At 68.7% G+C, this 25,049-nt stretch carries 24 protein-coding genes; 15 read left to right on the top strand and 9 right to left on the bottom strand.

Going from position 1 to position 25,049, the window contains the following annotated elements; translation table 11 throughout:
• Positions 1-24 precede the first annotated feature (24 nt).
• On the bottom strand, positions 25-468 hold the full coding sequence (locus QRN26_RS02920; RefSeq protein WP_056780615.1) for a RidA family protein: 444 nt from the start codon (positions 466-468) through the stop codon (positions 25-27).
• Positions 465-1,754 (bottom strand): pyridoxal phosphate-dependent aminotransferase, encoded by a 1,290-nt coding sequence (locus QRN26_RS02915; RefSeq protein ID WP_285035189.1) that lies wholly within the window; start codon positions 1,752-1,754, stop codon positions 465-467. Before QRN26_RS02915 ends, QRN26_RS02920 begins: the two co-directional genes overlap by 4 nt.
• Positions 1,755-2,058: 304 nt before the next feature.
• On the opposite strand from QRN26_RS02915, the gene QRN26_RS02910 reads away from it, so the two are divergent.
• The 4 genes from QRN26_RS02910 to QRN26_RS02895 all read left to right on the top strand — a co-directional run bounded on the left by QRN26_RS02910 (position 2,059) and on the right by QRN26_RS02895 (position 7,733).
• A complete protein-coding gene (locus tag QRN26_RS02910; protein ID WP_056010334.1) occupies positions 2,059-3,690 on the top strand; it encodes an ABC transporter substrate-binding protein in 1,632 nt (543 codons plus the stop codon).
• A 124-nt stretch (positions 3,691-3,814) separates the two neighbouring features.
• Positions 3,815-4,888: an ABC transporter permease gene (locus QRN26_RS02905; RefSeq protein ID WP_285035188.1), complete on the top strand. Its 1,074-nt coding sequence runs from the start codon at positions 3,815-3,817 to the stop codon at positions 4,886-4,888.
• 2 nt (positions 4,889-4,890) lie between these two features.
• The gene (locus QRN26_RS02900) at positions 4,891-6,015 is read left to right on the top strand and encodes an ABC transporter permease (protein ID WP_285035187.1); all 1,125 of its coding nucleotides are present in this window, start codon (positions 4,891-4,893) and stop codon (positions 6,013-6,015) included.
• Complete coding sequence (locus QRN26_RS02895) at positions 6,012-7,733, top strand: dipeptide ABC transporter ATP-binding protein (protein WP_285035186.1); 1,722 nt, start codon at positions 6,012-6,014, stop codon at positions 7,731-7,733. The genes QRN26_RS02900 and QRN26_RS02895 overlap by 4 nt, the downstream gene beginning before the upstream one ends.
• A gap of 75 nt (positions 7,734-7,808) precedes the next feature.
• On the opposite strand, the gene QRN26_RS02890 is transcribed toward QRN26_RS02895, so the two are convergent.
• On the bottom strand, positions 7,809-8,123 hold the full coding sequence (locus QRN26_RS02890; RefSeq protein WP_056780626.1) for a YbjQ family protein: 315 nt from the start codon (positions 8,121-8,123) through the stop codon (positions 7,809-7,811).
• 95 nt (positions 8,124-8,218) lie between these two features.
• Here QRN26_RS02890 and QRN26_RS02885 point away from each other — a divergent pair, with 95 nt between their 5' ends.
• Positions 8,219-9,937 (top strand): bifunctional 3'-5' exonuclease/DNA polymerase, encoded by a 1,719-nt coding sequence (locus tag QRN26_RS02885; RefSeq protein ID WP_285035185.1) that lies wholly within the window; start codon positions 8,219-8,221, stop codon positions 9,935-9,937.
• A 25-nt stretch (positions 9,938-9,962) separates the two neighbouring features.
• On the opposite strand, the gene QRN26_RS02880 is transcribed toward QRN26_RS02885, so the two are convergent.
• Positions 9,963-11,066, bottom strand: a complete 1,104-nt coding sequence (locus QRN26_RS02880) for a hypothetical protein (RefSeq protein ID WP_285035184.1) — start codon at positions 11,064-11,066, stop codon at positions 9,963-9,965.
• Entirely contained in the window at positions 11,063-12,370 is a 1,308-nt protein-coding gene (locus QRN26_RS02875) for a heparan-alpha-glucosaminide N-acetyltransferase domain-containing protein (RefSeq protein ID WP_162239358.1), read from the bottom strand. Before QRN26_RS02875 ends, QRN26_RS02880 begins: the two co-directional genes overlap by 4 nt.
• A 204-nt stretch (positions 12,371-12,574) precedes the next feature.
• Here QRN26_RS02875 and rpsF point away from each other — a divergent pair, with 204 nt between their 5' ends.
• From rpsF to dnaB, 5 genes are all read left to right on the top strand, one after another.
• Positions 12,575-12,982, top strand: a complete 408-nt coding sequence (rpsF, locus tag QRN26_RS02870; RefSeq protein WP_228506624.1) for a 30S ribosomal protein S6 — start codon at positions 12,575-12,577, stop codon at positions 12,980-12,982.
• Between the two features lie 5 nt (positions 12,983-12,987).
• The gene (locus tag QRN26_RS02865) at positions 12,988-13,506 is read left to right on the top strand and encodes a single-stranded DNA-binding protein (RefSeq protein ID WP_056010349.1); all 519 of its coding nucleotides are present in this window, start codon (positions 12,988-12,990) and stop codon (positions 13,504-13,506) included.
• A 65-nt stretch (positions 13,507-13,571) separates the two neighbouring features.
• On the top strand, positions 13,572-13,835 hold the full coding sequence (gene rpsR, locus QRN26_RS02860; protein ID WP_056010351.1) for a 30S ribosomal protein S18: 264 nt from the start codon (positions 13,572-13,574) through the stop codon (positions 13,833-13,835).
• A gap of 12 nt (positions 13,836-13,847) precedes the next feature.
• Positions 13,848-14,300 (top strand): 50S ribosomal protein L9, encoded by a 453-nt coding sequence (rplI, locus tag QRN26_RS02855; protein ID WP_056780635.1) that lies wholly within the window; start codon positions 13,848-13,850, stop codon positions 14,298-14,300.
• A 575-nt stretch (positions 14,301-14,875) separates the two neighbouring features.
• Complete coding sequence (gene dnaB / locus QRN26_RS02850; RefSeq protein ID WP_369796480.1) at positions 14,876-16,249, top strand: replicative DNA helicase; 1,374 nt, start codon at positions 14,876-14,878, stop codon at positions 16,247-16,249.
• 347 nt (positions 16,250-16,596) lie between these two features.
• Here the strand turns inward: dnaB and QRN26_RS02845 are convergent, their stop codons facing one another.
• Positions 16,597-16,860, bottom strand: coding sequence for a hypothetical protein (locus QRN26_RS02845; protein ID WP_157579957.1), 264 nt, complete (start codon positions 16,858-16,860; stop codon positions 16,597-16,599).
• 58 nt (positions 16,861-16,918) lie between these two features.
• On the opposite strand from QRN26_RS02845, the gene QRN26_RS02840 reads away from it, so the two are divergent.
• The 5 genes from QRN26_RS02840 to QRN26_RS02820 all read left to right on the top strand — a co-directional run bounded on the left by QRN26_RS02840 (position 16,919) and on the right by QRN26_RS02820 (position 20,124).
• Positions 16,919-17,233 carry a hypothetical protein gene (locus QRN26_RS02840; protein ID WP_157579959.1) on the top strand — a complete coding sequence of 105 codons (315 nt, stop codon included), beginning with the start codon at positions 16,919-16,921 and terminating at the stop codon, positions 17,231-17,233.
• 105 nt (positions 17,234-17,338) lie between these two features.
• Positions 17,339-18,061, top strand: a complete 723-nt coding sequence (locus QRN26_RS18890; protein WP_350223902.1) for an HAD family hydrolase — start codon at positions 17,339-17,341, stop codon at positions 18,059-18,061.
• A 60-nt stretch (positions 18,062-18,121) separates the two neighbouring features.
• A complete protein-coding gene (locus QRN26_RS02830; protein WP_285035182.1) occupies positions 18,122-18,451 on the top strand; it encodes an ArsR/SmtB family transcription factor in 330 nt (109 codons plus the stop codon).
• Between the two features lie 39 nt (positions 18,452-18,490).
• Entirely contained in the window at positions 18,491-19,192 is a 702-nt protein-coding gene (locus tag QRN26_RS02825) for an NAD(P)H-dependent oxidoreductase (RefSeq protein ID WP_285035181.1), read from the top strand.
• 182 nt (positions 19,193-19,374) lie between these two features.
• Entirely contained in the window at positions 19,375-20,124 is a 750-nt protein-coding gene (locus QRN26_RS02820) for a hypothetical protein (RefSeq protein ID WP_285035180.1), read from the top strand.
• A gap of 177 nt (positions 20,125-20,301) precedes the next feature.
• Here the strand turns inward: QRN26_RS02820 and QRN26_RS02815 are convergent, their stop codons facing one another.
• The 3 genes from QRN26_RS02815 to murQ all read right to left on the bottom strand — a co-directional run bounded on the left by QRN26_RS02815 (position 20,302) and on the right by murQ (position 25,046).
• Positions 20,302-23,157 (bottom strand): FAD-binding and (Fe-S)-binding domain-containing protein, encoded by a 2,856-nt coding sequence (locus QRN26_RS02815; protein WP_285035179.1) that lies wholly within the window; start codon positions 23,155-23,157, stop codon positions 20,302-20,304.
• 102 nt (positions 23,158-23,259) lie between these two features.
• Positions 23,260-24,045 carry a glucosamine-6-phosphate deaminase gene (gene nagB / locus QRN26_RS02810; protein WP_285035178.1) on the bottom strand — a complete coding sequence of 262 codons (786 nt, stop codon included), beginning with the start codon at positions 24,043-24,045 and terminating at the stop codon, positions 23,260-23,262.
• A gap of 20 nt (positions 24,046-24,065) precedes the next feature.
• Entirely contained in the window at positions 24,066-25,046 is a 981-nt protein-coding gene (gene murQ / locus QRN26_RS02805) for an N-acetylmuramic acid 6-phosphate etherase (RefSeq protein WP_285035177.1), read from the bottom strand.
• Positions 25,047-25,049: the final 3 nt, after the last annotated feature.

The raw sequence follows: 25,049 nt of genomic DNA, 5'->3' as shown, positions 1-25,049 counted from the left end.
CCCGATTCCCGGTGGAGGGCAGCCTCAGTCCCAGGCGTCCGAACCCGGCTGCAAGCGGGCGATGAGTTGGATCTCGACGGGCGCATCGCCGGGAAGCGCAGCGACACCGAGTGCGGCCCGGACGGGCAGGGCGGCGTCCGGGAAACGCTCGACGACGACGGCGCTCGCCGCGTCGGCGATCTCGCTCAGCCGGACGAACCCGTCGGCCACCGCGAGGTACACCGTCAGTGAGACGACCTCTCCGAGCGCTCTGCCCTCGGGTACGACGCTCGCGGCGGCCGCGAGGGCTCGCTCCGTTGCCACTCGGGTGGCTGCCAGCGCTTCGACGTCGTCCAGTTCACGGCCGATCCGCCCGGTCGCCAGGAGCGCGCCGTCGACGCGGGGGGTCATGCCGGCCGTGTGCACCAGGTCGTCGACGAGCCGGGCGACCGAGTAGGCGCCGGCCGGCCGGACCGTCGCATCGATCATGCCTCGATGCCGGCCGCGGTCGCGAGTCCGGTCAGGCAGGCGACCATCCGCTCGAGCGCCGCCGCCCACTCGGTCTCGTCGCGGGCGTAGCAGATCCGGAAGTGGCCGGTTCCGGAGGGGCCGAACTGGTACCCGGGAGACACGACGACCTGAGCCTCGCGCTGCAGGGCTCCGGCCACCTCGACGTCCGACACCCCGAAGGCGGAGACGTCGAGGAACAGATAGGCCGTCCCGTCCTGCGGCGTCATCCGCAGCCCCGGCACCCGCGACAGGCTCTCGACGGTGGTCCGCTTGATCGCCTCGAGGTCGGCGATGCGTTCCCGGAGGAAGTCGTCGTCGTCGACGAGCCACCGGGCGAGCATGCGCTGGGCGTAGGCGGGCGCGCGGAGCGAGGTCATGGCGAGCGTCTGCTCGACCGACGCGATGACGTCCTCCGGGGCGACGACGACGCCGATCCGGAACCCGCTCATGGACTCGGTCTTGGAGGGGCCGAGGAGCGTGATGGTGCGATCCGCCATGCCGGGCTCCGAGCGGAGGTGCGGGAACGGGACATCTGTGTACAGGAGTCGGCTGTACAGCTCGTCGACGAGGACACGGAACCCGCCGGCGAGGGCGAGGTCGGCGACCCGGGAGATCATGTCCGCGGGGTACACGGCGCCGGTGGGGTTGTTGGGGTGCGAGAACATGAGCAGCTTCGGCTGCTCGGGGAGGAACCGTTCGACTGCCTCGAGGTCGAGGCTCGGTTGTCCTCCGTCCAGGATGAGCGGGATGCGCTCGACCCGCGCGCCCAGGAAGGCGAGGATGCGTTCGCAGAACAGGTAGTCCGGGTCGGCGAGGAGGACGAGGTCGCCCTCGTCGACGAGCGAGGAGAGCGTGGTGAAGAGCGCTCCCTGCGTGCCTGGCGTCAGCGCCAGGTTGCCGGGGCCCACCGGGCTGCCGAGGAAACCGCCGATCGCCGTCGCGAGGTCGGCGAGCACGCCGGGGTCGCCGCGGTAGGGGGTGTACGCCCAGGCGCCGGTCGCGACCGCCTCACGGATGGCCTCGTCCGCCCAGGCCGGTGGCGGGAAGCGGACCGTGTCGAAGTGGGTCGTGTCGAGGAGCCCGTGGCCACCGCCGTCCAGGCGGAGCGAGAGGTCGGCCTCGCGGACCGAGAGCCCAGGCGCGGCATCCCGGTAGGTGAGGTGTGTTCGCGCCACGCGGGCGCTCTGGGCGGGGCGCAGGCCTGGAGCGGCGGGCGTGTCGCCGCCGAGCTGAGCGGTGGTGGCCGCAGGCGGGTGCACAGACATACGAGCTCCTCAGAACGATGAGGTCCGCCTCATCCGGACCTGTCATCTGTAGACTGTATACTATCGACAACCGGTGATCCATGATCCGTCTCGAAGCCGACACTCGTCGGGATCGGCGGAAACGCGCAGTCGTTGCGTCGCGACAGCCGCGCGCGCACGTTTCGTGCTCGTAACGAATCTGCACCGGAAGCCTCCTGAGTTTGAGGGAGTTGTTCGGACCGTGCTGTAATCCTCTACAAGCACGTGCGAAGAACCTGCACACAGCCGTGCCGTCTCTCACACACAGAAAATGAGGTCGACATCAATGTCATCCCCACGTAGTGGATTCCGGAAGAGCGCCGTCGCGCTCGCGGGTCTCTCCATCTCCGCTCTCGCCCTCGCCGGCTGCGCCGCCGGTGGCGGCAGCGGCTCCAGCAGCGGTGCCAGCGGCACGATCGTCATCGGTACGACCGACAAGGTCACCACGCTCGACCCGGCCGGTTCCTACGACAACGGCTCGTTCGCCGTCATGAACCAGATCTACCCCTTCCTGCTGAACACGCCGTACAACAGCCCCGACGTCGAGCCCGACATCGCCGAGTCGGCCGAGTTCACCTCGCCGACCGAGTACACGGTGAAGCTCAAGGAAGGCCTCAAGTGGGCCAACGGCAACGAGCTCACCTCCTCCGACGTGAAGTTCAGCTTCGACCGCCAGCTCGCCATCGCCGACGACAACGGCCCGTCGTCGCTCCTCGGCAACCTGGAGAAGACGGACGCGCCCGACGACCTCACCGTCGTCTTCACGCTGAAGACCGAGAACGACCAGACCTTCCCGCAGGTGCTCTCGAGCCCCGTCGGCCCGATCGTCGACGAGGACGTCTTCTCGGCCACCGAGCTGACGCCGGACAACGACATCGTCAAGGGCAAGGCCTTCGCCGGGCAGTACACGATCGACAGCTACAAGTTCAACGAGCTCATCTCGTACAAGAAGTACGCGGACTACCAGGGCCTCCTCGGCGAGGCGAAGAACGACACCGTCAACGTGAAGTACTACACCGACGAGTCCAACCTGAAGCTCGACGTCAAGCAGGGCAACATCGACGTCGCGTCGCGCAGCCTCTCCGCGACCGACATCGAAGACCTGAAGAAGGACAAGAACGTCAAGGTCATCGACGGCCCCGGTGGCGAGATCCGCTACTTCGTCTTCAACTTCGACACCATGCCGTACGGTGCGACCACCGCCGACGCCGACCCCGCCAAGTCGCTCGCCGTCCGCCAGGCCGCTGCCGACCTCATCGACCGCGCCGCGATCGCCAAGGACGTCTACAAGGACACCTACACCCCGCTCTACTCCTACGTGCCCGCCGGCCTGACCGGTGCCACCGAGTCCCTCAAGGGCCTCTACGGCGACGGCGACGGCGGCCCGGACGCGGCGAAGGCCAAGGAGACGCTCGAGGCAGCCGGTGTGACCGTTCCGGTCGCGCTCAACCTCCAGTACAACGGTGACCACTACGGTTCCGGCTCCGGCGACGAGTACGCGCTCATCAAGGACCAGCTCGAGGCGGACGGTCTGTTCACCGTCAACCTGCAGCAGACCGAGTGGGTGCAGTACTCGAAGGACCGTACGACGGACGTCTACCCGGCCTACCAGCTGGGTTGGTTCCCGGACTACTCCGACGCTGACAACTATCTGTCGCCGTTCTTCGCCACGGACAACTTCCTCGCGAACCACTACGACAACCCGGCCGTCAACGACCTGATCAACCAGCAGCGCTCGACGACGGACGCCGACGCACGGACGAAGCTCATCGAGCAGATCCAGGACCTCGAGGCGGCCGACCTGTCGACCATCCCGCTGCTCCAGGGCGCTCAGGTGGCGGTCGTCGGCAAGGATGTCGAGGGCACCGTCCTCGACGCGTCGTTCAAGTTCCGCTACGCACCCATCAGCAAGGGCTGAGTAGCCTGACCAACTGATATCCGACTATGGTGAGTCGGACGTCGCGATCGGGGTGGCTCCACAGAGCCGCCCCGATCGTGTGTCCGGGCTCTACCGAGTCGGTGATCGAGGAGGATCCACTGCAATGACGGCAGCTGTCGCAACCCCACCCCCCAAGGCGGCCAGACGGTCTGAAGGTGGCGGACTCTGGCGGTACCTCGTCATCCGCTTCCTGTTGATCATCCCGACGGTGTTCATCCTGGTCACCATGGTCTTCTTCCTGATGCGCCTGACCGGTGACCCGATCACCGCGGCGCTCGGAGGACGGCTCCCGGCCGACCAGCTCGCGGAACGCATCAGTGCCGCGGGCTATGACCGGCCGCTCTTCGTCCAGTACTTCGAGTTCCTCGGACAGATCGCGGTCGGCAACTTCGGCACGACGATCTCCGACAACCGGCCCGTCATCGAGGTCCTCCTCACCTACGGTTCGGCGACCCTCGAACTCGCGATCTACGCGCTCATCGTCGCGTTCATCGTCGGCATCCCGCTCGGCATGCTCGCCGCCGCCCGCCGCGACCGCTGGCAGGACGCCGGCCTCCGCGTCTTCGCGATCCTCAGCTACGCCACTCCCGTGTTCTTCGCCGGTCTGCTGCTCAAGCTCATCTTCTCCGTGTGGCTCGGGATCCTCCCGGTCGCCGGTCGCGCGAGCACCGGCACGGAGCTGACGCTCCAGACCATCTCCAGCCCCTCCGGCATCTACCTGGTCGACGCGATCCGGCTCGGTGACCCGACGGCGATCAGCGACGTCCTCGCGCACGCCGTACTCCCTGCCATCGCCCTCGGCCTGCTGACGGCGGGTGTCTTCCTCCGTCTCGTCCGCACGAACGTCATCGGCACGCTCGGCTCCGGCTACGTCGACGCGGCCCGCTCGCGCGGCGTCAGCGAGTTCCGACTCGTCACGAAGCACGCCTATCGTCCGGCGCTCATCCCGATCATCACCGTCATCGGGCTGCAGATCGCCCTGCTCCTCGCCGGCGCGGTCCTCACCGAGACGACGTTCGAATGGAAGGGCCTCGGCTTCATGCTCAGCGAGTACCTCAAGGCTCGTGACTTCGTGGCCGTCCAGGGCATCGTCGCGCTCCTCGCGGTGATCGTCGCCCTGACCAACTTCATCGTCGACATCATCGCGGCGATCATCGACCCGAGGGTGAGGTACTGAGCATGAGTGCTCCGACAGCCACCACCGCCGTGCACACCGCACCCGCGAAGCGTCCCCTGCGGGAACGCCTGCCAGTCGTCAAGCAGTTCCGCCAGTCCGTCGGGCTGCAGCGCGCGATGCTCGTCATCGGTCTCGTCGTCACGGGCGTCTTCGTGCTCATCGCGGTCCTCGCACCCCTCGTCGCGCCGTACCGCTTCAACCAGTTGCGCGGCGACGACGGGTCGTTCGGCACGCAGCAGGCGCCGAACGCGACGAACCTCCTGGGCACGACCGTCGGCGGGTACGACGTCCTGTCCCGCGTGCTCTGGGGTGCCCAGACCGCGCTCTTCGTCATCGTGTCCGCGATCATCCTGTCGATCTTCATCGGCGTGCTGCTCGGCCTCGTCGCCGGATACTTCGGCGGCTGGCTCGACCGCGTGCTCGTGGTCGTGTGCGACGCCGTCTACGCGTTCCCGTCGCTGCTGCTCGCGATCGTCATGTCGATCGTGATCAGCCGCGGCCAGTCGAGCCTCTGGGGTGGCATCCTCGCCGCCGCGATCTCGATCACCGTGGTGTTCATCCCGCAGTACTTCCGGGTGATCCGCTCTGAGGTGGTCCGCATCAAGAGCGAGGCGTTCGTCGAGTCGGCGAAGGTGATCGGTGCGTCCAGCTCGCGCATCATGTTCCGCCACGTGCTGCGGAACGCGACGAGGACCCTGCCCCTCATCATCACGCTGAACGCCTCCGAGGCGATCCTCACGCTCGCGGGCCTCGGCTTCCTCGGCTTCGGCATCGAGCCGACCGCGGCGGCCGAGTGGGGGTACGACCTCAACCGGTCCGTCTCCGACGTCACGAGCGGTATCTGGTGGACCGCGCTGTTCCCCGGTCTCGCGATCGTGCTCGTCGTGCTCGGCATCACGCTCGTCGGCGAGAGCCTCAACGACCTCTCCGACCCGCGTCTGCGCAGCCGTCGTCGGGTCGGCGCCTCGAGTGGCTCCGTGGCCGCGACCTCGAGCATCACCACCGCCGGTGGCACGCCGGACAGCCCCGGCGGGGCCGGGATGATGGACGCCGAGTCGCTGGGAGCCGTCAGCGACGCCGCGGCCGACAGCGATCTGGAGAACCGACGAGAGGACGAGCGCTCATGAGCCTGTCGAAGCCGACCACCGGTCCACGCGACCTCGGCACCAAGGACATCGTCAGCATCCGCGACCTCGGCGTCTCGTTCTCGACCGACGCCGGCGCGGTGAAGGCGATCAACGACATCTCGCTGTCGGTCGCACCGCGCGAGATCGTCGCGATCGTGGGCGAGTCCGGATCGGGCAAGACGGTCACGGCGAAGACCATCCTCGGTCTCCTCCCCGAGACGGCGACCGCGTCCGGCGCGGTCGTGCTGCGTTCGCGCGACGGCTCGACGGAGCAGGACGTCGTCACGGCGTCGGCTGAGCAGCTGCGGTCCATCCGCGGCAGTGACGCGGCGATGGTGTTCCAGGAGCCGTCGACGGCGCTCAACCCCGTCTACAAGGTGGGATGGCAGATCGCCGAAGGCCTCCGCGCCCACGGGACGTACACGAAGGCAGAAGCGCGGGCGAAGGCGATCGACATCCTGCGCCGCGTCGGCATCCCGGAGCCCGAGGAGCGGGTCGACTACTTCCCACACCAGTTCTCCGGCGGGCAGAAGCAGCGCATCGTCATCGCGATGGCGCTCGTGCTCGACCCGGGCCTCATCGTCGCCGACGAGCCGACGACGGCACTCGACGTGACCGTGCAGGCGGAGATCCTCGACCTGCTGCGTCGGTGCCGCGACGAGTTCGGGACGGCCATCGTCCTCATCACGCACAATATGGGCGTCGTCGCCGACCTCGCCGACCGCGTCGTGGTCATGTACCAGGGCGACATCGTCGAGGAGGCTCCCGTGCAGGAGCTGTTCTCCTCGCCGAAGGCCGAGTACACGAAGAAGCTGCTGTCCTCGGTGCCGCACGTCGGCCGCGGCAAGAGCTCCGCGCCGGCCGAGGTCGAGCGCGGCAAGCAGCTGCAGCTCGGCGAGCCGGTGGTCGTCGCGAAGGGACTCGAGATCGAGTACCCCGGGCGCTTCGGTCGTGCCGGCTTCCGGGCGGTGAAGGGTGTGGACTTCACGATCCACGCCGGTGAGGTCCTCGGGCTCGTGGGCGAGTCGGGGTCCGGCAAGACCACCATCGGCCGCGCGATCGCCGGGCTCACGAAGGTCACCGGCGGCTCGCTGTCGGTGCTCGGTGTGGAGATGAACCGGGTGAAGGAGCGCGAGTTCGCGCCGAAGCGGCGCGAGATCGGGTTCGTGTTCCAGGACCCGGCCACGAGCTTCAACCCGCTGCTCACGATCGCGGAATGCGTCGCCGAGCCGCTCATCGTGCACGGTCGCTTCGGCGACGCACGTGCGGCCCGGCGTCGGGTGGACGAGCTGCTCGAAGCGGTCCAGCTGCCGAAGGCGTTCGGCGACCGCTTCCCGCACGAACTCTCCGGCGGACAGCGTCAGCGCGCATCCCTCGCCCGGGCGCTCGCGCTCGAGCCGGCCCTGCTCGTCGCGGACGAGCCGACCTCGGCGCTCGACGTGTCGGTGCAGGCGCGCGTGCTGGAGCTCTTCGCCGAGTTGCAGCGCGAGTTCGGCTTCGCGTCGTTGTTCATCAGTCACGACCTCGCGGTGGTCGACATCCTCGCCGACCGCATCGTCGTGCTGTACCGCGGCGACATCGTGGAGGAGGGGCCCGGTTCGGCGGTGCTCGGTGCGCCGAGCGACGTCTACACGCGTCGCCTGCTCGCGTCGCTCCCGGTGCCGGATCCGGCTGAGCAGGCCGTCCGTCGCGAGGAGCTCCGCCGCCTCCGCGCCTGACAGCAGGAGATCTGCCCGAGGGCAGGATCGAACGTCGCGTTCGGTCCTGCCCTCGGGCGTTTCTCCGGTCGAGAATCAGCCGAGCTTGACGGCGGTCCCGTAGGCGACGACCTCCTGGTAGTTCTGGCCCACCTCGGCCGCGTCGAAGCGCATCGCGAGCACGGCGTCGGCGCCGAGGGCGGTGGCCGCTTCGATGAGGCGCTGCTTCGCCTCCTCGCGGCTCTCCGCGAGCTGCCTGGTGAGCCCGGACAGCTCGCCGCCCAGGAGCGCCTTGAAGTTGGCGCCGATCTGCACGCCGGCGTTGCGAGCGCGGACCGTCAGCCCGGTCACCTCGCCCAGCACCTCGGTGACCTGTCGGCCGGGGACATCGTTCATCGTCGAAATCAGCATGGTCGCAGTCTGGCACCGGCCCGCCGACCCCCATAGGGGGGATGTCCCGCCCTCCCGCGTCGGTCGTGGTCGGCGGGTGACGGCAGACTGGGGTGGTGCACATCGTCCTCCAGCAGCTCGACGGCGCCCGCGTGCGCGTCGTGCACCTCGAGGACCGCCCGGCGTCGCCCGGCGAGGCAGCTCCCACGCCCGCGACCACCATCGCGCGCGCCGAACTCCCCGCGCTCGTCCGCCGCCTCGAGGCCACCCCGAACCCGCCGCGCTGGGTCTGGGACGACACCTCGCTCTGGTACCCGGCGCTCCTCGCCGCGGGTGTCCGCGTCTCGCGCTGCGTCGACCTCCGGCTCTGCCACAACATCCTCCGCAATGCCGCGTTCACCGCCGACTCAGCCCTCGCCACGGCACCGCCCGGCCCCTGGGACGAGGTCCTCGACCCGCGGGTCGCCCAGCGCGCGGAGGCGGTCGGTACGCTCTTCGACCTCGACCTCCCGGGTGGCGAGCGCGACGCTGTCGCCGAGTTCGCCTTGCAGCGCGCCGCGGTCGACGGGGCGACGCCGCAGGGGCGTTCGCAGCTCGGACTCCTGCTGGCCGCCGAGTCCGCCGGCGCGCTCATCGCGTCCGAGATGACCTTCGCCGGCCTGCCGTGGAACGCGGAGGTGCACGACCGCATCCTCGCCGACGCCCTCGGGCCGAAGGTGCCGCCAGGCGTCCGGCCGGCCAAGCTCGTCGAGGTCCTCGAAGAGGTGAAGGCCGCGCTCGGGGTGCGGGAGCTCAGCCCTGAGTCGCCCGGCGAACTGCTCAAGGCCCTCCAGCGGGCCGGTATCAACGCGACCTCCACCCGCCAGTGGGAGTTGCAGGAGATCGAGCACCCCGTCATCGAGCCGTTGCTTCGCTACAAGAAGCTGTCGCGCCTGCTCACGGCCAACGGCTGGACCTGGGTCGAGACCTGGGTGAAGGACGGTCGGTTCCGCCCCACGTACGTTCCCGGTGGGGTCGTCACCGGCCGATGGGCCTCGGACGGCGGGGGAGCCCTGCAGCTCCCGCACCAGGTCCGTGGTGCGGTCCTCGCGGACGAGGGGTGGCGGTTCGTCGTCGCCGATGCCGCGCAGCTCGAACCACGGATCCTGACCGCGATGTCCGGCGACCGGGCGATGGCGGATGCGGGCCGCGGGGTCGACCTCTACCAGGGCATGGTCGACGTCGGCGCGGTCGACACCAGGCCGCACGCCAAGATCGCCATGCTCGGAGCCATGTACGGAGCGACGACGGGGGAGAGCGGTCGCCTCCTGCCCCGGCTGACGAGGGCGTTCCCGCGGGCGATCGAGTTCGTCGAGACGGCCGCGAGGGCCGGTGAACGCGGCGAACGGGTGAGCACCCGGCTCGGCCGGACCTCACCACTCCCCGGTGAGACCTGGCGCGAGATCCAGTCGGCCGCCTCGATGGAGGGCGCCAACGCCGCAGCCACCCAGCGCGCCCGCATGGAGGCACGCAGCTGGGGGCGCTTCACCCGCAACTTCGTCGTGCAGGGCACCGCCGCCGAGTGGGCGTTGTGTTGGATGGCCGGCCTCCGCACGCGGCTGCAGGCGCTCGCCGCAGAGATCGGGGGCGCGAATGCCGCGCTCACCGGATCGGCGCACCTCGTGTTCTTCCTCCACGACGAGATCGTCGTCCACTGCCCGGAGGGGCAGACCGAGCGCGTCGTCGCCCTCGTGCGCGAAGCAGCGGCCGAGGCCGGGCGCCTCATCTTCGGTGCGGCGCCCGTCGAGTTCCCGGTCACCACGGCCGTCGTCACCTCCTACGCCGACGCCAAGTAGCCGGTGAGGGCGAGGGCGACCCCGCTCAGCCGCCGGTGATCGCGCGGATCGCGTCACCGACGATGAGGTACCACCCGTAGACGGCGAGGACGAGTCCGATGACCCACCACCATCCCGTCCGCCGGGACAGGCGCCGCCCCTGACCGGCCACACCACGAGGCGGACGGAGCAGCGGGAACGAGCCGATGACGGCCGCCGTGTCGGTGGGGTCCAGCCGTCGATCCCGCCAGCGCTCCCACTGCGCGATGCGCTCGGTCAGGATGTCGATGACGGACATCAGCCAGGTCCACACCTCGGGATCGAGGGTCGAGAGGTCCTTCGGCGCGTAGAGGAAGAGGTAGTCGTCGACGATCTCCACGTCGAGCTCGGCCACGGTGTCGATGAACCGGGCCATGATGTCGGGCGTGAACAGGTACAGGGCGTCGGTCTCATACCCGCGCGGGCAGTACAGCTCGAAGTGACGGTCGAAGTCCCCTTCGAGTGACAGGCGCTGGTCCTTCGCAAAGGTGACGGGGAGCCGAGGGTGCCGGAGGGAGTTGTTGCCGACCGCGTCGAGCACGATGTGGGGGAGCGGCACCGGGAGCCGGAGTGCGACGTAACCCCATCGGTGCTCCTTGCGGTTCCGTCCCGAGCCGATGATCGTGCGCTGGTTCCCGACGGACAGTGGTGACCGCCCGTCGCGCCAGAGGAGGTCGCGGACCACGCTCGCCCCGCCCATGGTGAAGATGAGGCCCGGCAGCGCGACGGGAATGGCGGTCGGCCGGTAGCTCAGCCCGTTCGCCCGCGCGAAGCGGTCCAGTCGGTACTGCCGGAGCCCGCTCCGCCGCCGGATCGTGCGGACCAGGAGGAACACCATCCCGATGGGGAGCGAGAGGTAGGGCAGGAGGATCAGCGCTGAGGCGTCCCACGGTTCGGCCGGGATCGAGCCGTCCTTGAGTACGAACCACCAGGCGGACAGGAATCCGACCGGCAGCACGAAGAGCACCACGGCCGGCCAGACCACCGAGACGAGTGGCGGACGGACGTCGCCGGGAAGCCGCCTGCGGTAGTCGCGGAGCGCGCGGCGGTCGATCTGTTCGGTGAGTGGCCGGGTGTCCAGCTGCGCGCTTCGCGTCGCCGAGCTGGTCATCGGAGGTCGGGGTGTTCCGCCGGACGCGGGGCCGGCGGCGGCGTTGCGGGCAGCGGTGTGCTGCGGTTCGCGAGGACGGTGAGCGCGCGCCCCGACGCGTGCACGAGCGTCTCCAGCGGGCCGCGGCGACGGGTCAGCGCGATGATCCAGCCGAGCAGCAGGGCACCGGCGACGTGGAGGACCCAGAGCTGGGGGCTCGAGATCAGCCAGGCGGTGTCCTGGTACGACCCGATGATCGCGGCGATGAGCGCGCCGACCGATGCCATGAAGACGTGCGCCGAGTAGACGGTCAGCGGCGCTGCGCCGGCCCCGGTCGCGGGCATGAGCACGCGCGACCAGCCGCGGTTCAACACGGTGCCGAGGGCCAGGCAGAGGCCGATGACGACCGCGGCGATGCCGATCGTGAAGACGAGGTCGAGCGTGGTGCCGGAGTGCGGTGAGCGGGCGACGAGCCACCAGAACGAGTCCGTCGGGCTCGTGCCGTACATCCCCTCCGTGAGGGCGTCCTCGACGGCGGTGATCGTCGTCGGGTCGGGCTCGAGGCCGCCAGTCATGCCGCGGGCGATGCCCTGGACGCCACCGAGCGGGCCGAGGAGGAGGGCGGCCATCCGGTCGGCTGCGATCGCGACCCCGAGCCCGATCGCGGCGAGTAGCAGGGCGAAGCGGCGGAGCGTCCCGTCGGCTCGCGCAGCCATGAGCATCCGACCGATCGCCATCCCGACGAGGACGTAGACGATCCAGGTGAGCGCCGGGTATACGCCCGTGATGAGGAGCCCGCGGGCGAATCCTCCGGTCGCGACATCGAACCAGGACGCGCTCCCGATCTCCGGTGAGTCCACCCCGTCGAGCGGCATGCGGACCGCCTGGGAACAGATCGGCCAGACGATCGCCCAGATCCCGGCGAGGATGAGCAGGGTGCGCGGCCGCCAGGTGACGGCCGGGATCGCCAACCAGAAGGTGACGCCGTAGTAGGCGATGATCACGTAGATGCCCCCGGGGATGACGCCGAGGGTGAGGCCGAGGACGAGCAGGGTGAAGCCGCGCCCGAAGAGGTTGAGCCGCGCGGCGGCGGGGGAGCCGGCGGCGAGGTCGCGTCGGCTGGTGAGCACGATGCCGATGCCGGCGAGGACGGCGAACAGGGCGGCGGCCTTGCCCGACAGCACCTGCGTGATCGGGGTGTCGCCGCCGGTCGCGATGTCGTACGCCCAGACGTGCGTGGCCATCATGCCGATGAGGGCGAGGAAGCGGGCGAGGTCGAGCCCGACGAGTCGGTCGGCTCGGGATCGGCTGGCTGGCGTGCTCATCCGGACCAGCATCCCACGTGCGCGGCCCGCGCGACAGGCCCGCGGTGGCGGTCGCAGTCCCCGTCCGGTACACTATGAAGGTTGCCCGGGCGCGTCCGCTCTGTTCTCGGCCGGTAGCAACGATGCTTACACCCTCCTGCCACAGAAAGTCTGTGGCCGTTCGAGTCCGAAGGAGGTGGGTTAGTGACGCATCAGTACGAACTCATGGTCATCCTCGACCCCGAGATTGACGAGCGCACGGTTGCACCGAGCCTCGACAAGTTCCTCAACGTCATCCGCAACGATGGTGGAACCATCGACAAGGTCGACATCTGGGGCCGTCGTCGTCTCGCTTACGAGATCAACAAGAAGACCGAAGGCATCTACGCCGTCGTGGACTTCACTGCATCGAGCACTGCCACGCAGGAGCTCGACCGTCAGCTGAAGCTCTCCGAGGCCGTCATGCGCACCAAGGTGCTGCGTGCCGAAGAGGCCATCGCTCAGGTCGCCACCGAGACGAAGCGCAGCGAAGAGAAGGCCGCCCGCAAGGCTGCCGCCAAGCCCGCTGCCGCTGTCGCCGCGGCTCCCAAGGCAGACGCGGCTCCGGCTGCGGCTGAGACCAAGGAAGCCTAGGGCTCATGGCCGGCGAGACCGTCATCACCGTGGTGGGCAACCTGACCAGCGATCCGGAACTGCGTTTCACGCAGAACGGCCTGGCTGTCGCCAACTTCACCATCGCTTCCACGCCGCGCAACTTCGATCGTGCGGCGAACGAATGGAAGGACGGCGAAGCGCTGTTCCTGCGCGCGAGCGTCTGGCGTGAATTCGCCGAGCACGTGGCCGGATCGCTCACCAAGGGAAGCCGTGTCATCGCGACCGGGCGTCTCAAGCAGCGTTCCTACGAGACGAAGGAAGGCGAGAAGCGGACTTCGATGGAACTCGAAGTCGACGAGATCGGCCCTTCGCTCCGGTACGCGACCGCGACCATCAGCCGTGCACCCTCGGGTGGCGGCGGCGGTGGACAGCGCGGCGGCGGAGCTCCGCAGGTGCAGCAGAACGAGCCCTGGGCTCAGAGCGCACCGGCAGCTTCCGGCGGCAACGGCGGTGCAGATGCCTGGAACACTCCGGGTAGCTACAGCGACGAGACCCCCTTCTAAACAGATTCGATCGGTCCGGTTCTGCCGGCTCAGTCGATCACTCCATTACACGCAAAGGAACAACCATGGCTGGAAAGTCGAGCGGCGACCGCCGCAAGCCTGCCCGCGGTGCTAAGGGCGGCAAGAACGTCGCTCCCGCGAAGGCGATCCGCGTTGGTGTCATCGATTACAAGGATGTCGCCACGCTTCGCAAGTTCATCTCCGAGCGGGGAAAGATCCGTGCTCGTCGTATCACCGGTGTCAACGTTCAGGAGCAGCGACTCATCGCACGCGCGGTCAAGAACGCGCGCGAGATGGCGCTCCTGCCCTACGCCGGCTCTGGCCGCTAGGAGGCGCCGCACATGTCCAAAGTGATTCTGACGCACGAGGTCTCCGGCCTCGGCTCCGCTGGTGACGTCATCGACGTCAAGAACGGCTACGCTCGCAACTTCCTCGTTCCCCAGGGTTTCGCGACCCCGTGGACCCGCGGTGGCGAGAAGCAGGTCGAGCAGATCAAGTCGGCCCGCGCTGCGCGCGAGCACGCCACGATCGAAGAGGCCCAGGACCTGAAGGCTCGCCTCCAGGCCACCAAGGTCAAGCTCACGGTCAAGACGGGTGGCGAAGGCCGTCTGTTCGGTTCCGTGAAGCCTGCCGACATCGCGAAGGCCGTGGCGGAAGCCGGGCTGGGCGAGGTCGACAAGCGCAAGATCGAGATCCACACCCCGATCAAGTACGTCGGCGAGCACGAGGCCACCATCAGCCTCCGCGACGAGATCGTCGCCACGATCACCCTTCAGGTGGTCGCGGCCAAGTAGTACCGCCGTGCGGCGTCCTGACCCTCGGGTCGGGGCGCCTCATGCACGTCGCGTGAAGCGCGATGGCGGTGGACCGAGAGGTCTGCCGCCATCGCGCTTTTCTGTGCCCTGAACGGGGGCGGAACACGCGTCTCGAGGCCGATCGCTACACCGTTCTCGGCCTCGGAGTCAAGCAAGTTGTACACAGGTGACCCCCGTTCTCCCCAACGTTCGACACAGGATCGAGAGAACTTTCCACACACAGCCTGTGGAATCGGAAAACCCTGGTCAGAGATGCTTTGTCCGACAAAAATACTTCTCTGTCCACAGGGTTTCCCACAGCTTGTGCACACGACACGCGGCGTTTCCCCCGATCTCTCCACAGAGTTATCCACAGGCAGAGTTGGTTGTGGAGACGAGTGGCCCTATCGTGAGTCATCGGCGTCTCGGAACAGCCGGGGGAGCAGGCTTCGAAGCCCTCGTCCGTGGCTCGCGAGACCCGCGCGGCGGCCCGAATGTCCTCCGCCCCTGATACACCTGAATCGTCACCACCCGCTGCACCCGAGTCCACATCGAGAAGGGATGTCCACTTGTCGATCGCTCACCTCAACCGCTCGGAAGGCGGCGGTTCGTACGACGAGCCGCGCAGCAACGAGCGGGTCCCTCCGCACGACCTGCTGGCGGAGCAGAGCGCACTCGGCGGCATGCTGCTGTCGAAGGACGCGGTCGCCGATGTGGTCGAGACGCTCCGCGGTGTGGACTTCTACATCCCCAAGCACGAGGTCATCTACGACGCGCTGCTGACGCTGTACTCGCACGGTGAGCCGACGGACGTCATCACGGTCACCGACGAACTCGTCAAGACGGGTGAGTTGTCGCGTGCCGGTGGTGCCGACTACCTGCACACGCTCACGAGCCTGGTGCCGACCGCGGCGAACGCCGGCTACTACGCCCGCATCGTCGCTGAGCGCGCACTGTTGCGTCGCCTGGTCGAGGCAGGCACCCGCATCGTGCAGATGGGCTATGCGGCCGAGGGTGAGGCGGTGGAGCTCGTGAACTCCGCGCAGGCGGAGATCTACGCCGTCTCCGGCAACCAGGAGGTCGAGGACTATGTCCCGCTGACCGACGCGGTGAGTGCGGCGATCGACGAGATCGAGGCGGCGAAGCACACCGACGGTTCGATGACCGGCGTGCCGACGGGCTTCCGTGAGCTCGACGAACTGACGAACGGTCTCCACCCGGGGCAGCTCATCATCGTCGCCGCCCGACCCGCTATCGGTAAGTCGACGCTCGCGCTCGACTTCGCCCGTGCGGCGTCGGTCCACTACAACCAGCCGTCGATCTTCTTCTCGCTCGAAATGGGTCGCAGCGAGATCGCGATGCGCCTGATGAGTGCGGAGGCGTCAGTGCCGCTGCAGCTCATGCGTAAGGGAACGGTCGACTCGCAGGACTGGACGAAGATCGCCCAGGTCCGGGGTCGCATCAACGATGCGCCGCTCTACATCGATGACAGCCCGAACATGACGCTCGTGGAGATTCGGGCCAAGTGCCGTCGGCTCAAGCAGCGTGTTGGGCTGAAGATGGTCGTCATCGACTACCTGCAGCTGTTGACGTCCGGTAAGCGGGTCGAGAGCCGCCAGCAGGAGGTCTCGGAGTTCTCGCGTGCGCTGAAGCTCATGGCGAAGGAGCTCCAGGTCCCCGTCATCGCGCTATCGCAGCTGAACCGTGGTGCGGAGCAGCGTGCCGACAAGATGCCGGCGCTGTCCGACCTCCGGGAGTCGGGCTCGATCGAGCAGGACGCCGACATGGTCGTGCTCCTGCACCGTGAATCCGCCTACGAGAAGGACAGCCCGCGCGCGGGCGAGGCCGACCTCATCATCGCCAAGCACCGAAACGGCCCCACCCGGACGATCACCGTCGGCTTCCACGGCCACTTCAGCCGCTTCGCGGATATGGCGCCGGGGCAGTAGGGCGAGTGTAGGGTCCAGGTGGACCTGCTCGCGGGCTCGGGAGCGATCCGAGAGCACGGCATCGTCGACCGTCCTACCCAGGACATCGACCTGTTCACCTCCGACCTCGACGCCGGCCGGTTCGACACGGCCGTCAGCTCCGTCGTCAACGGGATCCGAGACGCCGGCCACGCCGTCGACGAGCTGCGATGTTTGGAGCAGTTCGCGCGCCTGGCCCACCCCGCCAAGCGCTGCACCCGAAGCCCGCTCCCCGGAGCAGAACCGCGACCCCCGGCGCAGTCGCTAGCACCCCACCACCCTTCGTACGGGCGATCCTTACTCAGTGACTCCCGTTCGGCGACAGGCGGTCAGAACGGTCGACGGCCGTGGGCTCGTTCAAAGGCCCGGAACCAGCGTGCGCGCGCTATCGCGACAATGAGCATGAATACTCCGCCGCCGCCCGCGATGACGAAGATGCCAAGGCCCACCACCACGACGCCGGTGGAGTCACCACCTATCGCGGTCAAGAAGAAGCAGAGAGCCATCACCAGCAGAAACGACCCCAGCAGCGCCTCACTGAGCGGAGTCCTCAGGGTCATCCGATACGGCCCGGAGGGTCGATTCGTGCTCATCCACGGGAAGGGTTCCGGCGGCAGGTCGTTCCGAGGTGCTGGGAGAGGATGGTTGCTCATGAGCTCATCTAAGCAGCGCGAAGCTAACGGCTCGGTGTCGAGCTTCCGTGCGTATGCGACGATCGCTCAACAGCTCGACGCAGATATGTTCGGTGCAGTTCTGGCGAGTTATCCACAGGTCGGTGAGTGTGCTTCGGTGTGGAGGGCGAAAAGCACTGACGTGGTAAGTGCAGATCTGTCAGTCCTCGGGGTCTTTCGCCGCAGCGACGATCTCCTGCTCGTCTTTGAAGGCCAGCTTGGTCGTCATCGACTCCCCTTGTTCTTCGTCTCAAGCGAAAGTCGCGATGAGGTGCGCTGCACCGACAGCGTCTGAACCAGGTGACAAGAGCCGAGTTGTGCTGTCGTCCTCGCCGCCTCCGAACGCCGATGAAACGGTTGAATGAGAGTTCCCTCGAGTTAGCCACGCTAGGTTCGTTCGATGAACGAGCGACGTGGCGACACAGCAGGCTTGCTCCGATCTGGGCCAGAGGATGTGCTCGCCAAAGGGCAGGTGGCCGGTCGGCAAGCCACTCGACCGAGGGCTGTCCTGCTCGACTTCCACAACACGTTGGCCGTCCCACGATCGATCGACGGCTGGATCGACGAAGCGCGAGCGCTGGTGGCTCCCGGCCAAGCGCCGCCGTCCACCGAGCGGATTCGAAACGTGTGGGTGGACGCGAAGCGACTGTTCCCCACCCAGGCGTGGGATCTTGATCCCGTCGCCCACCGGCACGCCTTCGTCACAGCGCTCAGCCACGATGGATCTGTGTCGACCGACTTCGCCGAAGCGCTGTACGAGGTCATGCCGAACCAGTGGGTGTTGAACGACGGGGCCTTCGACTTCATCGCCCGAGCGTCAGGCGCCGGCGTGCGTCTGGCGATCGTCTCCAACATTGCGCTCGACATCCGTCCCGCCCTCCAGCGGTGGGGGATCGACTCCTTACTGGACGCGGTCATCCTGTCCTACGAGGTCGGCTACGTGAAGCCCGACCCGCGGATCTTCCAGCTCGCCGCCGACGCGCTCGGCGTCGACCCGACGGAGTGCCTGATGATCGGCGACTCGCAACACGACGACGTCGGCGGCGCCGTCCTGGAGATGCCCTGCCTGATCGCCCGGCCCGAGCAGATGTGGCGCGCATTCGCCCTGGCGAGCCCCGCCTGACCGGCGCATGAACGCGACGAATCGACATAGAGTGGTTCGTCGATGGAAGAGGTGGTCAGGGTGCAGGATTCGGGAACGATCGAACCGGACGCGCTGATCGACGCGCTCAAGGCGCTGGCCAACCCGGTGCGGCTCGAGATCGTCCAGTGGCTCCGCGACCCGGAGGTCGCCTTCGCCGACTACGAGCCCATCGCGGATCGCGCCGAGGTCGGCGCCTGCGTCAGCCACATCCAGGCGAAGAGCGGCCTCGCGCAGTCGACGATCTCCTCCTACATGGGAACCCTCGAGCGCGCCGGCCTCGTCCACCCCACCCGCGTGGGCAAATGGACGCACTACCGACTCGACGAAGACCGCATGCGACGCGTGGGAGACGCCATCGGTTCCTCGTAGTCATATTTACGTATCGAGGTTTGTAGATATGATGTGCAGGTGACGACGACTCCCATCTCAAGCGTGCTGATCGTGCACGCGCACCCCGAACCCGCCTCCTTCAGTACCGCTCAGGCTCATGGAGTCCGCCGGGCCCTCGAGGCACAGGGCCTCCACGTCGACCTCCTCGACCTCTATGCGCAGGCCTGGCAACCGGTCCTGGATCGCCACGAGTTCCCGGCGTTCGACGGCCCGTTCAAGCCGCAGCGCGAGCAGTGGAGCGCCGTCTGCGACGGCACCCTGCCCGACGACGTGCGCTCCGACCTCGACCGCGTCCTGGCGGCCGACCTCCTCGTACTGTCCTTCCCGCTGTGGTGGTTCTCGATGCCGGCCATCCTGAAAGGCTGGCTGGACCGCGTCTTCGTCATGGGTGGCGTCGCCGGTGGTGACGCCGGCCTCTTCGAGACCGCGCGGCTCGCAGGACGACGGGCAGTGGCACTCGTGACGACCGGAGGCCCAGCAGCGGCCTTCGCGCCGGACGGCGCCTTCGGCGACATCGATGAGTTCCTGTTCCACATCCACCGCGGCGTGTTCGAGTTCGTCGGGTACGACGCCCTCACGCCAGTCATCACCTACGGGCCCGCGCACCTCGACGACACGGCTCGAGCAGACGCCCTTCGTGCTGCGGCGGACGCCTTCCGGGACATCGAACATCGGCCGAGCGCCGCCACCTCGCGGCCCCGGAAGAGTCTGGCCGACTGATGCTCACTGCCCGCGGCTCGCCCTGCATGGGGCACCGCCTCGGCATTCGTCATCTCCATGCGGACTCGAGGTTCGCACCGCCCATCGGCCATGGTGACGGCCATCTCCTCCACCCGGAAGGGTTGCGGGAGCGGCTTACGGAAGCTATCTTCCTATAAACACGTTCTGCTGAGGTTGGAGAGATGATGACTCGCAAGAAGATCCTGGTGCTGCTCGCGTCCGGGCTGGTGGTCGCCGGCGGACTCGGCGGCGTCGCGGCGCAGGCGGTGGCGAACGCCTCGGAGATCAGAGCGGCATCGACCGCGACCTCCACGGAGACGCCGTCGGCATCACCGACCGCAACGCCGATCGCGACCCCGACCCCGACGACGACGCCGGCCGCATCCACGCACATCGACGAGTTCTACCTGCAGGACCTGTGGCTGCGGTTCCGCGAGGCGGGCCAGGTCGCGATGGCGTCCTGCATGGCCGAAGCAGGGTTCGGATTCGACGCGACCACGTTCGACGGGATGCCGTCTGCACTCAGCGAGGCCGACCAGGCCGCGTGGCAGACCGCTGCAGAGCCCTGCCGGGAGGTGCGCGACGCCGCGGTAGCTGCAGCCGAGGCGACCTACGTCCCGAGCGAGGAGGAGCGTGCGACGGCGCTGGCGTTCGCGACCCAGTACCAGGGCTGGATCGATGCGATGCGCTCGTGCATGGCCGACCGCGGACACCAGTTCGTCGGCGACGTCGACCTCACGCTGCAGGTCGGCCCGTACCCCGAGGGTCAGCAGGCGACCGGGATGCCCGACGGGCTGTCTCCTGAGGAAGCCCACCAGTGGCGACTCGACTCGTCCGGTTACGACTCCAGCTACCCCGAGTCGGAGCAGAGCACGTGGGAAGCGTCCTGCGGCGCCGTCGCCGACGCCGCCTACGGAGGCCCCGGTCACTGACCGGTCTCTCGTCGGTGACAGCTCGCGATCGGCTGTGACGCACATGTCGGAACACCATCCCGCAACCGGGGTCGACATGCGCGTCGTGGTCGCGCGGCTTAGTGTCACTTAAGCCGTATAAGTGTCACTAGCGAGTGAGTTGGCGACAGGCGCTCAGCCGACCCGCGACTCAGCGCGTCATCGCAGGCGTGCTCCCACCCCACTCGCCGAGCTGGCGGATGCGGCGTCGAGCAGCTCGAGCACATGGCGGTAGTCCTCGCCGGTGGCTCGGGTCATGCCGAGTTCGCAGGTGCGGTTGCACGATGCGTGCGCGTCGGCACCGATGGCCGCGACTTCAGCGGCCTCGGCCTTCGTCGCGGAGGCGGTGAGCTCCGGGTGCAGCATGCCGCGATCGCCCGCGAACGCACAGCAGCCCCAGTCGTCGGGCACGTGGACGCGCTCGGCGACGGCCTCGCCGATCAGCACGAGGTCGGGGTCGAGCCCCATCTGCCGGGAGGAGCAGGTCGGATGCAGGACCAACTGCTCGATCCGGGCTTCGACCTCGACCCGCGGCAGGATCTCACGGGCGGCGAACGCCACCGCGTCCTCCACCACGACGCCACCCGCGCTGAGCAGCTTCGCGAAACCCTCCGTGCAGCTCGACGCGTCGCTCACGACCACCAGACCACTGTCGGCGACCGCCGCTCGGACGCGCTCGACCGTGCGCTGCTCGTTCACCGCCGCCCCGGACGCGAAGCCCTTCGACGACCACGGCGTCCCGCAGCAGATCGACTCGACACCGTCAGGCACGATCATCTGCAGGCCCGCCCGCTCCAGGAGCCGCGTGAAAGCGCCCATGACGCCGTCGCCCCCGTCCGCCGCACCGAACATGCTGTTGACGCACGCCGGAACGTAGATGCCTACCGTGGGACCGTCCACTGCACCGACGCTGCGACCGAGCGCCTTCCGCGAGCGCCCGCCGCCCGGCAGGTCGCCGGAGTACTTCGGCACGGTGTCCGCGCCGAGCACGGCCCTGGCGACATCCGTCACCGCGCCGACCACGGGAGCCGGCAACAGCTTCGCGCCCGAGAGCGCGACCGAACCGATCCTCGTGGCCGGCCCCCAGCCGACAGCCGCCGCCTTCCACCCCGCCGCGGGGACCGGAGCCGCATCCTCGCGTCGCAGCCGCTTCACCAGGGCGCCGGTGTTGATCTGGACCGGGCACGCGGTCTGACACATGCCGTCGACCGCGCAGGTCTGCACGCCGGCGTAGTCGTAGTCGTCCGCCAGCTCCTCGGCCAGCGCGATGTCGCCGCGGGCCCGGGCGGACTCCTCGGCCCGGCGCACGACGATGCGCTGCCGCGGCGTGAGCGTCAGGTCCCGACTCGGGCAGACGGGCTCGCAGTACCCGCACTCCACACAGCGGTCGACCTCTTCCTCGACCGTCGGCTGCAGCTTGATCCCGCGGAGGTGTGCCTCCGGGTCCTCGTCGATCAGCACGCCGGGGTTCATCACACCGGCCGGATCCACGAGCCGCTTGAGCTCGAGCATCACGCCGTACAGCTCGTCGCCGTACTGCCGACGGACGTACGGTGCCATGGCGCGCCCCGTGCCGTGCTCCGCCTTCAGGTTGCCGCCCGCGTCGAGGACGAGGTCGACCATCTGCTCGGTGAACGCCACGAACCGGCCGAGCGCGGCGTCGCCCTCGAACCGGTCGGTGAGCATGAAGTGGATGTTGCCGTCCTTCGCGTGGCCGAAGATGACCGAGTCGCGATAGGCGTGCTGCTCGAAGAGCTCCTGCAGGCTGGCGCAGGTGTCGGCGAGGGCCGCCGTGGGGACGACGATGTCCTCGAGCAGCGCCGTCGTGCCGGAGGGGCGGGCACCGGCGACCGAGGCGTAGAGCCCCTTGCGGAGCGCCCACGCACGCGCACGCTGGGACGCGTCACTCGTGAACGCCACCGGTGCATGCACGTCGAGACCGTTGAGGAACGCGCCACCGGCGGTCGCGCGGTCCCTGAGCTCCACGGTGTCACCGGACCGGTACTCGACGAGGAGGGCCGCGTGATCCTGCGGCGTGAACCCCTGGATCTCCGCCGGGCTGCCGGGGAGCCGCTGCCCGACCGTCAACGAGGTCGCGTCCATGAGCTCGAGCGTCGCCGCGCCGGACGCCACCAACTCCGGCAGCGCGCGCGTCGCCGCGTCGAGCGAGGGGAACACGGCCAACGCCGTGGACACCAGCGGCAGGACGGGAACGGTGCGGAAGGTCGCCTCGGCGACGAACGCGAGCGTGCCCTCCGAACCGATGAGCAGGTGCTGGAGGACGTCGACGGGGGAGTCGAAGTCGAGGAAGGCGTTGATCCCGTAGCCCATGGTGTTCTTCAGCGAGAACTGGCGCTCGATGGACGCGACGGACGCCGGATCGGACCGCACCCGCCGTTGCAGCCGCTCGATGCCCTCGGCGAGCTCCGGTTCGGCGTCGTGCAGCTGACGGTCTGCCGTGGGATCGGCCGTGTCGATCGTCGTGCCGGAGGGGAGCACGAACACCATCGACTCGAGCGTCCGGTACGTGTTCTCGTCGATCCCGCAGGCCATGCCGCTCGAGTTGTTCGCGATGACACCGCCGATCGTGCACGCGACCTCGCTCGCCGGGTCGGGGCCGAGGCGGTAGCCGAGTCGCGTCAGGCGGGCGTTCACCTGGGCCACCGTCGCCCCGGGCTGCACGCGGACACGCTTGCCGCCGTCGAGGACCTCGATGGACTTGAACCGCTGCCTCGTGTCGATGACGAAACCGGAGCCCGACGCCTGGCCGGACAGGCTGGTGCCGCCAGACCGGAAGGTGACCGGAGCGGCGGAACGGCTCGCCGCTCGCAGGATGGCGGCGACCTCGGCCGCGCTCTCCGCGATGACGACGGCCTCCGGGGTGAGGAGGTAGTGCGAGGCGTCACCGGCGTAGGCGGCTCGGTCGATCGCGCGGGTCCGGATGCGGGCCGGATCGCCGACAGCCTCGCCGATGGCCTGGGTGGCGGGGGATGGGACGGTGGTCGGGTGGGCCACGAGGCTTCCTTCTCGAGATCGGGCGTCAGCGGCGTGCGGGGATGCGGGTGCGGGAACGCGATGCCTCAGCTGGATGGAGCGTCGTCGGCCATCGCCCGACCATCATTCGAAGCGTTGCCACTCCGGCAGATTGTCGTAGGTGTAGCGATAGTAGTCCGCCAGCTTGAGTCGCGACGCCGCGGCCTCGTCGACGATGACGGTCGCGTGCTCGTGCAGTTGCAGCGCGGACCCGGGAACGAAGGAACTCAGCGGTCCTTCCACCGAGGCAGCGATGGCCTCCGCCTTCCCGGCACCCTGCGCGACCAGCACGAGTTCTCGGGCCTCGAGGATGGTGCCGAGCCCCTGGGTCATGCAGTGGGTGGGCACCTGGTCGAGCGAGTCGAAGAACCGGGCGTTGTCCTCGCGGGTCTTCGGCGCGAGGGTCTTGATCCGCGTGCGCGAGGCGAACGACGAGGTGGGTTCGTTGAACCCGATGTGCCCGTTCGCGCCGATGCCGAGGATCTGCACGTCGATCCCGCCGGCCTCGGCGATGGCCCGGTCGTACTCCTGCGCGGCGGCCTCGAGGTCGGCTGCGCGGCCATCGGGGACGCGGACGCGCGACGGGTCGAAGCCGAGCGGACCGACCACCTCCCGGGCGATCACCTTGGCGTACGACTCGGGGTGCTCCGCCGGGATGCCGACGTACTCGTCCAGCGCGAACCCGCGGGCACCGGCGAACGATAGCGAGCCCGCTGCGACGCGACGAGCCAGCTCGGTGTAGATGCCCTGGGGGCTGGAGCCGGTCGCCAGGCCGATGACCGGCTCAGGCCGCCCGGCCACGATCGACGCGATCTTCGCGCCGGCGACCCGACCGACCTCGGCTGCGTCGGGAAGGATGATGATCTCCACGGTGGTCCTCTCGTTCCTGTTCAGGCGCTCGCAGCAGCGGACACGGCCGCGCGGACGTCGCCGTCGTTCGCTTCGAGCAGGCGTGTCGCCGTCGCGGCGTCGACGTCGGCGAGGAGCATGACGACGGCCGTCTTGGCATGTGACCCGGCCTGTTCCAGGGCGGCGTCCGCGACGGCGCGATCGGCTCCGGTGGCGTCGGCGACGATCCGCTGCGCGCGGTCGACGAGCTTCTCGTTCGTGGGCCGCACGTCCACCATGAGGTTGGAGTAGACCTTGCCCGAGCGCACCATGCTCGCGGTGGAGAGCATGTTGCACACGAGCTTCTGCGCGGTCCCGGCCTTGAGTCGGGTCGACCCCGTCAGCGCCTCGGGGCCGGTCATGACCTCGATGGCGATCTCGGCCTCGGCCCCGATCCGCGAGCCCGTGTTGCAGGACACCGCGATGGTCGCCGCACCGAGTTGGCGGGCGTAGCGCAGGCCGCCGATGACGTAGGGGGTGCGACCACTGGCCGCGAGCCCGACGACCACGTCGGTGGGTCGGAGCTCGGCTGCGCGGAGTTCCGCGGCACCGAGTTCGAAGTCGTCCTCAGCACCTTCGACGGCGACCACGAACGCGTTCTCGCCGCCGGCGATGAGCCCGATCACTTCGGAGGGGTCGGTCCCGAACGTCGGCGGGCACTCGACCGCGTCGAGCAGGCCGATCCGACCGCTCGTCCCGGCGCCCAGGTAGATGAGGCGCCCGCCGTTCCGTCGTGCCTCCGTGATGCGTTCCACGGCGCGGGCGATGTCCGGCAGTTCCGCGCGGACCGCATCCGCGACGAGCCGATCCTCGTCGTTGATGACCTCGAGCAGCCGAAGCGTGTCGAGGGTGTCGAGGTCGATCGTGCGCGGGTTGCGTCCCTCCGTCGAGAGCGCGGCCAGGGTACTCGAGGTCTCAGGCACGATGGGCCGTCCGTTCTGGGTCTGACGGTGTGTGGCCGTCGCGGTGGTGCGGTGCTCCATCGG

The organism is Plantibacter sp. ME-Dv--P-095, assembly GCF_030209365.1.
Taxonomy (GTDB): Bacteria; Actinomycetota; Actinomycetes; order Actinomycetales; family Microbacteriaceae; genus Plantibacter.
The sequence above is the reverse complement of the archived record's forward strand: the minus strand, read 5'-3'. Positions and strand labels throughout refer to the sequence as shown.

What these genes read in the sequence shown, in the direction of transcription:
- QRN26_RS02920 (WP_056780615.1), bottom strand. Translation starts at nt 468, where the DNA reads ATGATCGATGCGACGGTCCGGCCGGCCGGCGCCTACTCGGTCGCCCGG.
- QRN26_RS02915 (WP_285035189.1), bottom strand. Translation starts at nt 1,754, where the DNA reads ATGTCTGTGCACCCGCCTGCGGCCACCACCGCTCAGCTCGGCGGCGAC.
- QRN26_RS02910 (WP_056010334.1), top strand. Translation starts at nt 2,059, where the DNA reads ATGTCATCCCCACGTAGTGGATTCCGGAAGAGCGCCGTCGCGCTCGCG.
- QRN26_RS02905 (WP_285035188.1), top strand. Translation starts at nt 3,815, where the DNA reads ATGACGGCAGCTGTCGCAACCCCACCCCCCAAGGCGGCCAGACGGTCT.
- QRN26_RS02900 (WP_285035187.1), top strand. Translation starts at nt 4,891, where the DNA reads ATGAGTGCTCCGACAGCCACCACCGCCGTGCACACCGCACCCGCGAAG.
- QRN26_RS02895 (WP_285035186.1), top strand. Translation starts at nt 6,012, where the DNA reads ATGAGCCTGTCGAAGCCGACCACCGGTCCACGCGACCTCGGCACCAAG.
- QRN26_RS02890 (WP_056780626.1), bottom strand. Translation starts at nt 8,123, where the DNA reads ATGCTGATTTCGACGATGAACGATGTCCCCGGCCGACAGGTCACCGAG.
- QRN26_RS02880 (WP_285035184.1), bottom strand. Translation starts at nt 11,066, where the DNA reads ATGACCAGCTCGGCGACGCGAAGCGCGCAGCTGGACACCCGGCCACTC.
- QRN26_RS02875 (WP_162239358.1), bottom strand. Translation starts at nt 12,370, where the DNA reads ATGAGCACGCCAGCCAGCCGATCCCGAGCCGACCGACTCGTCGGGCTC.
- rpsF (WP_228506624.1), top strand. Translation starts at nt 12,575, where the DNA reads ATGGTCATCCTCGACCCCGAGATTGACGAGCGCACGGTTGCACCGAGC.
- QRN26_RS02865 (WP_056010349.1), top strand. Translation starts at nt 12,988, where the DNA reads ATGGCCGGCGAGACCGTCATCACCGTGGTGGGCAACCTGACCAGCGAT.
- rpsR (WP_056010351.1), top strand. Translation starts at nt 13,572, where the DNA reads ATGGCTGGAAAGTCGAGCGGCGACCGCCGCAAGCCTGCCCGCGGTGCT.
- rplI (WP_056780635.1), top strand. Translation starts at nt 13,848, where the DNA reads ATGTCCAAAGTGATTCTGACGCACGAGGTCTCCGGCCTCGGCTCCGCT.
- QRN26_RS02845 (WP_157579957.1), bottom strand. Translation starts at nt 16,860, where the DNA reads ATGAGCACGAATCGACCCTCCGGGCCGTATCGGATGACCCTGAGGACT.
- QRN26_RS02840 (WP_157579959.1), top strand. Translation starts at nt 16,919, where the DNA reads ATGAGCTCATCTAAGCAGCGCGAAGCTAACGGCTCGGTGTCGAGCTTC.
- QRN26_RS18890 (WP_350223902.1), top strand. Translation starts at nt 17,339, where the DNA reads ATGAACGAGCGACGTGGCGACACAGCAGGCTTGCTCCGATCTGGGCCA.
- QRN26_RS02820 (WP_285035180.1), top strand. Translation starts at nt 19,375, where the DNA reads ATGATGACTCGCAAGAAGATCCTGGTGCTGCTCGCGTCCGGGCTGGTG.
- murQ (WP_285035177.1), bottom strand. Translation starts at nt 25,046, where the DNA reads ATGGAGCACCGCACCACCGCGACGGCCACACACCGTCAGACCCAGAAC.